This is a genomic window from Vibrio sp. J1-1 (assembly GCF_021728395.1).
GTDB lineage: Bacteria > Pseudomonadota > Gammaproteobacteria > Enterobacterales > Vibrionaceae > Vibrio.
The window spans coordinates 1-4,676 of sequence record NZ_JAKKCM010000032.1; the positions used below are offsets into that span (position 1 = coordinate 1).

Here is a 4,676-nt window from a genome sequence, read left to right on the forward strand (position 1 = left end):
ACAAAGCATTTAAGAGTGACTCACAACGCTTGGCGATCTCAGTTTAAACTTGGTTTTAGTGTTTAAGGGGCAATGGTTTGGGTTAGGTATTTAGCGTTGTTCGCACCTTAATGCGGCGTTAGGCGACGGGCAGGAAAGTTCTTTGTTCCCATCTTCTTAGTTCTTTTTGAGCATTCGTTTTTCTAAGTCGGCAATTTGGTATTGTCTGCTCAAATTCTTGAATCTCTCCAGCCGTAAAACATGCCAAATTTCGTGGGTTGCCTCATTGGTTTTCAGTGTTGGATGGCGGTGATTTTGACTTGCTCAAAGTGTGGCAAGGGCAAGTCAATTGAGGCTTTCGATTTCGTTGCTAGTTTTTCGCTTTGGCATTTTCGGGTTCAAAACCTGCATTGTTGTTGAAGGTCAGCATTTCGTGGTCGTTGGAGCCTAGGCTGAAACATAGTGGCTTTTATGGTCCTTGAATCACAAAAAGTCAGTGGGTGTTTGGTTGCTTACTGGGTTTCGGCTAATCTGCTTTCAAAACAACTTAAACCCTGGTGGGAAACTTCGCCTAACAAGGCGTTTAAGGCGGATTCACAACGCTTGGCGGTTTTGGTTCAAGTTAGCTTAAGTGTTTAAGGTACAATGGTTTAAGTTTAGTGGTTGGCGTTGTTCACCACTTAACGCAGCGTTAGGCTTTTGGAGGAAACATGGATATTTCCCTTAGACGAGCGAGTGAAAATGATATTCCTTTTCTACTATCACTACGTGATAAAACGATGAGGCAGTATCTTGAAGAAGTAGGTATGCCAACGAGCACGGAAGAGTATGAAAAGCGAATACGTTTTGAATTTACTCATGCGAAAATCGTTGAACTGGATGGCAAGCCTATCGGATTGTTTAAAGCCACTTACACCGAAGAACTTAACTATTGGTATTTGGTTCAAATTCAGATTTCTCCTGAGTATCAAGGTTTGAAAATTGGCAGTAAACTAATCCTTGACCTAATTGCTAAAGCTGCAACAACGAAGTCTAAGGTGGGGTTAAGCGTGATTGAAACAAATCCAGCTAAGCAGCTGTATTTGAAATTGGGCTTTGAAATCGTAAAAAGCTCTGGGGCTGAGCACTTATTGGAGCTACAAGCCTAACAAACTGTTTAAGAGTGATTCGCAACGCGTGGCATTTTCACTATGCGTTGGTTTTAGTGTTTAAGGTGGTATGCGGTGGCATCGGTATTGCGTTGCTCACACCTTAACAGGGCGTTATGCAACTAGGGAGAATTCGGTGAAAGTTAAACTTATTTTTATTGTGCTACTGTCTCTTTCAGCCCGATCTCAAGAAATAGTCGCGAATTTAGAAGAGACAGGTTTACCAAAAGAAATAATCCACTTATTAGATCGTATCAGTATGTGTAATCATTGGGCTGGTGAGTATGCCTATGATGCAGAAAGGCGCGCTCAGATTGAACAAGGTATTACCGAATCTAATTGTATCTCGTTGCCAAAAGACATTGAGGTGATGCGCACCAAATATAATAGTGATGTAAAGGTCATAAATACTTTAGATAGGCATCCAATTGTGTACTAACGCTCAAGCGTTTGTGAAAGTCGCATAACAAAGCGTTTAAGAGGGACTCCCAACGCTCGCCGATTTTAGTTCATAGTTTGGCTTATGTGTTTATGGCGCAATGTTTAAGTTTAAGTGGTATAGCGTTGTCGCCCCTTAACGCGGCGTTAGCTATATGGAGGTAGCTATGAATAAAAAAACAATGGAGTTTTTGAATCAACCATTTGTATTGTGGTTTATGTCGTCCGTTTTGATTACTTTTATAAGTTGGCAATATTCAGAGATTCAGAAGAGTCATTCTGAAGCGAAAGTACAGCAGCAAGTATTGAAACGTGCGAATTTGGAGCTGAGGTTATTGCTAGGTGATGTCAAAGCCTCGGCGATTAAGACAGACACTTTAACCTATGCAGATCTCAACGCGATCGTATTGAAAATGCAATATAACGCTATTAGAGAGTCAAATCAGTACTATTTTCCATCACTTCAAAACGTGATGTTAGAATTAGACTCGCGGACAGACTCAGAGGGTTTAAGGCAATTTCAAAGTTCTATTCATAAGCATTTGATCGTGCTCTCTGAAAGCATGAGTCGGCTGTGGGCTCCTAACGTTTTGCCAAACAGTAAGGTTTACTTGTACTTGACCCATAGTGAAAAGCAAAGTTTACGTGAGTTAGCGGAGTTAGCGGAGTTGGCTGAGAGTATAGAAGATTACTATACGAAATATAGCTAACAAAGCGTTTAAGACGGATTCACAACGCTTGGCATTTTCGGTTTGATTCAGCTTAAGTGTTACAGCACAATGGTTTATGTTCGGTGGCAATGTTGTTCACCACTTAACGCGGCGTTAGGTTTTCGGAGGTAAAATGGCAAATCCACGAGTTTTGAAAGTTCAAGTGAAAGATGTTACCTGTGGTGAAGATGTCACTATTATTGAGCCTGCTAATGTTTATGGCTGCGATCTGAGAACTGGTGTGTTTGTTGGACCGTTTGTTGAAATACAGAAAAACTCAGTCATTGGCGAGCGCACTAAGATCCAATCTCATAGCTTTATCTGTGAGTACGTCACTATTGGAAGTGACTGCTTCATTGGTCATGGCGTAATGTTTGCCAACGATCTGTTCAAAAGTGGTCAACCCGACCCAAATCCAGATAATTGGGGACGTACAGTTATCGCTAACAATGTGACAATCGGGTCAAATGCTACAGTGTTGTCTGTCAACATTTGTAGTGATGTAGTCATTGGTGCAGGTAGTGTTGTCACTAAAGACATTACAGAGAAAGGTATTTACGCAGGTAATCCAGCTAAAAAGTTACGAGACTTACCTTGAGTACAAACCTAACAAACTGTTTAAGAGTGATTCGCAACGCGTGGCATTTTTACTGTGTGTTGGTTTTAGTGCTTAAGGTGGTATGCGGGAGCTTCAGTATTGCGTTGCTCACACCTTAACAGGGCGTTATAGCGCAAGGCAATATTGGAGTTTGGTTTGAATAAAGAGGTTAAGAGAAAGATTCATCAAATTAGGGATATTTTGGCTAGTTTTGAGAAATCAGACTTTCATAGCATGACTAGCTTTTATCATTCTTCTGGCTTTCCAAATGGCTGCTGTGGAGATGCCACAGATTTATTAGGTTTGTATTTATTGCAGTACCATAACTTAGACAGTGAATATGTCTGTGGCAGTGGGCTAGGTGAAAATTTCAACCAATCCCATGCATGGTTGGTGTGTAATGGCTACATCATTGATATTACAGCGGATCAATTTAACGAAGATGGTTATGAATTGCCTGCTGTTGTCATTGAAAAACAAAGCTCGTTTCACGAATTGTTCGATGAAACCACAAGTCGTAGTACTAGTGCTAGTTACTTAAAAGGTACGGGTATTCCGAACGTACTATCGAAAGTATTGTCAGTAATGCGCGCGTCGGAAGATGCGCTATAACAAACAATTTAAGAGGGATTCCCAACGCTTGGCATTTTTGATTCTACTTTAATTTTAGTGGTTACGGTACAATGCTTTAGGTTGGGTGGTAGCGTTGCTCACCCCTTAATTGGGCGTTAGGTGAAAGGAGGTATCTTGAGGTCATTTATACTTGGAATTTTATATGCATTCATCGCGGTTGTTCTCATCGGAGCTTTGGGGCGATGGTTAGTGCCCTATTTAGCATCAATCTCTCTAGTTGATTACGTTACCTTCTGTGGTGTTTTTGCTATCGGCATTGCGTATTTAGCTTATGACGGCAGCAGTCCAGCTAATCAAGATACAATGTCACTAATTACACATCGTGAGCTAGTCAGCCGAGACATCGATGCACAAGACCAACACAACCGAATTAGTTTTACGTTTTCAGTAGGTATTGCTGGCGTCTTACTGTTACTAGTTAGCGGTTTAATGGCTTGGTTGCAGTAAGCATTTTCACCTAACAAAGCGTTCAAGACGGATTCACAACGCTTGGCAGTTTTGGTTTGATTCAGTTTAAGTGTTTACGGCACAATGGTTTAGGCTAGGTGGTGGCGTTGTTCACCCCTTAACGCGGCGTTAGCTTTTTTATTCGATTCATCATAACTTGAGAGATGCAGTATGAAATGTCCAGTTTGTAAGGTAGTTAGTAACAATCGGAAGTTTCGGAGTAGTACTCGAAAAGTAAGGCTTGGGTATGAGGTTCAATGTCCAAACTGCAAAAGTTGGCTAAAACTTAAACAAGCACATTATATGGCTAGAGTTGTGAGTGTTTGTATTATGGCTATATCATCGGTATTAAATTTATATTTAGATAACGGCAGTGAAAGTCATTTAAAAGATACGCTGTACCTAATAAGCTTTGTTAGCAGCCTGTCTCTTTTGTATTTTTCAATTTATGGAAGGTACTTGCCGGTAAAAATAAATGGACATAAAAGCTAACAAAGCATTCAAGAGGGATTCACAACGCTTGGCAATTTTGGTTTGAATCGGCTTTAGTGTTTACGGAACAATAAGTTAGGTCGGGTGCTAGCGTTGTTCACCCCTTAATGCGGCGTTAGGCGCAGTGAGAAATTTCGTGGGTCATATCTCTAATTTCTCTCCGGCCATTCGCTCCAGTTTTTCGGCAATCTGGCTTTATCTTCCCAAGTTCTTGAATCACTCAATCCGTAA

At 41.0% G+C, this 4,676-nt stretch carries 6 protein-coding genes; all 6 read left to right on the forward strand.

The genetic code is table 11. The features are described 5' to 3' along the window. Positions 1–689: 689 nt before the first annotated feature. The 6 genes from L3V31_RS21695 to L3V31_RS21730 all read left to right on the forward strand — a co-directional run bounded on the left by L3V31_RS21695 (position 690) and on the right by L3V31_RS21730 (position 3,953). Entirely contained in the window at positions 690–1,127 is a 438-nt protein-coding gene (locus L3V31_RS21695) for a GNAT family N-acetyltransferase (protein ID WP_025628566.1), read from the forward strand. 136 nt (positions 1,128–1,263) lie between these two features. Next, on the forward strand, positions 1,264–1,566 hold the full coding sequence (locus tag L3V31_RS21705; RefSeq protein ID WP_237319262.1) for a hypothetical protein: 303 nt from the start codon (positions 1,264–1,266) through the stop codon (positions 1,564–1,566). A gap of 166 nt (positions 1,567–1,732) precedes the next feature. Further along, positions 1,733–2,275 (forward strand): hypothetical protein, encoded by a 543-nt coding sequence (locus tag L3V31_RS21710; protein ID WP_237319263.1) that lies wholly within the window; start codon positions 1,733–1,735, stop codon positions 2,273–2,275. Positions 2,276–2,408: 133 nt separating this feature from the next. Next, positions 2,409–2,873 (forward strand): acyltransferase, encoded by a 465-nt coding sequence (locus L3V31_RS21715; protein ID WP_237319265.1) that lies wholly within the window; start codon positions 2,409–2,411, stop codon positions 2,871–2,873. A gap of 234 nt (positions 2,874–3,107) precedes the next feature. Further along, on the forward strand, positions 3,108–3,485 hold the full coding sequence (locus L3V31_RS21725; protein WP_237319267.1) for a hypothetical protein: 378 nt from the start codon (positions 3,108–3,110) through the stop codon (positions 3,483–3,485). Between the two features lie 135 nt (positions 3,486–3,620). Next, entirely contained in the window at positions 3,621–3,953 is a 333-nt protein-coding gene (locus tag L3V31_RS21730) for a hypothetical protein (RefSeq protein ID WP_237319269.1), read from the forward strand. Positions 3,954–4,676 lie beyond the last annotated feature (723 nt).